Source organism: Sphingomonas sp. BE138, from assembly GCF_031456125.1.
Classification (GTDB): Bacteria; Pseudomonadota; Alphaproteobacteria; order Sphingomonadales; family Sphingomonadaceae; genus Sphingomonas.
The window spans coordinates 1-1,474 of sequence record NZ_JAVDUC010000075.1 but is presented as its reverse complement, the minus strand read 5'-3'; the positions used below and the strand labels follow the sequence as shown (position 1 = coordinate 1,474).

The 1,474-nt window shown below is 62.1% G+C and carries 2 protein-coding genes; both read left to right on the top strand.

What is annotated here, in order from left to right:
• Window positions 1-99 precede the first annotated feature (99 nt).
• Window positions 100-270 carry a hypothetical protein gene (locus tag J2Y58_RS20930; RefSeq protein ID WP_225883565.1) on the top strand — a complete coding sequence of 57 codons (171 nt, stop codon included), beginning with the start codon at window positions 100-102 and terminating at the stop codon, window positions 268-270.
• Between the two features lies 1 nt (window position 271).
• A complete protein-coding gene (locus J2Y58_RS20925; RefSeq protein ID WP_310107440.1) occupies window positions 272-907 on the top strand; it encodes a hypothetical protein in 636 nt (211 codons plus the stop codon).
• Window positions 908-1,474 lie beyond the last annotated feature (567 nt).

Here is a 1,474-nt window from a genome sequence, read left to right as displayed (position 1 = left end):
GAGATCCAGATGCGTGTAGCTGCCCATGCGCAACCCTCCGCCGGGTGGAACCCTCACTTAAGCTAGGTTTTCGCACTTCGATCTAGAATGCACCCTGTCATGGCGACCCGGTCCGATACGATTACCACCAAGGGGAGCAAGCCAGGCGTGCTCGGGCGCAGCGCAGCGACGGGCCGTTACGTTCTGGCGCCGGTGGCAACCAAGAAGGCGACCGTCTCCGACCAGCGTATCGCCGCGGCAGTGAAGAGCGTTCTGGCCAAGAAGAAGTAGTTTGCCGGTCGTTCAGACGTCGACGGATGACGTCTTCATCAATTGCCCCTTCGACGATGCGTTCGCGCCGACGTTCCGCGCACTGATCTTCGCCATTCTCGTCTGCGGCTTTCGCCCGCGCTCGGCGCGCGAACTGGATGACGGTGGCCAGACTCGGATTGACAAGATCTTCGCTCTGATCGAGCAGTGCCGCTACGGCATTCATGACCTGTCACGCACCGAGCTGGACGCGGTCAACAACCTGCCGCGCTTCAACATGCCGCTCGAACTCGGGCTGTTCCTTGGCGCCAAGCGCTACGGTGGCCAACATCAGAAGGTCAAGCGTATCCTGATCCTCGACGTGGAGCAGTTCCGCTACCAGCGTTTCATCTCCGATCTGGCTGGCATGGACATCCACGAGCATGGGGGCGACCCGACTCGAGCACTTCGCGAGGCGCGTGATTGGCTCGCCAACGTGTCGCGTCGCGAGCTGCCGAGCGCCGACCGCGTGCAGCGCGTCTATAAGGCGTTTCTGGCCGACTTGCCCGATCTGGCGGCCGTGCTAGGGTTTCACCCAGATCGGATCCCGTATGTCGATTTCGAGCGGGTCGTCGGGCGATGGCTGATCGAAGCGCCGGCCGCGATTGGGGCAGCTTGAGGCGCCGCTGAGCCGTTACGCTCTGTTCCTGCGTTTTAGAGAAGACATAATCGTCGCCAGATAGAAATGACACCATCTGGTAGCAGCGGGGGCTGCGTGGAGCCATCCAAACAGCGCAGCGCTGCCCCCGCTGATGCGATCACCTTTCGGCTCCTGACCCCGGACCCGCTGCGCCAGCAGCGGGCTCCGTCACGCCAGTTTTCGAGCGCTCGAGGTTTCCCGAAACTCCGTCTCCGGTGCCGCATTTCGGGAAAAGGCAATCGGGAACATGTTTTGGGAAAACCAGCACCGGACCCGCGAGACGTAGCCGGTTTGCGACCCAGGATCTCGATCGACCTTCGTTTTTGGGAAAGGTGGGTCGCGGCTTTTGGCTGCTGCCGGTAACCCGTCCCCGGCGAGCATAATGACGCGGGTTTGTGACACCTCGAAACACGCGGAAGGCCGACTTCGTGGAGGTAGCGTCACAACCGGACGAGGCTGTTGAAAAACGGCTGCTTGCGACGGTGACGAGGGCGTGATTCACTCCGGCAAGGCGGTGGGGGGATCCCGGACATGATGGGTCGGCAG

Coding starts and splice junctions, on each gene's coding strand:
- J2Y58_RS20930 (WP_225883565.1), top strand. CDS start 100: ATGGCGACCCGGTCCGATACGATTACCACCAAGGGGAGCAAGCCAGGC.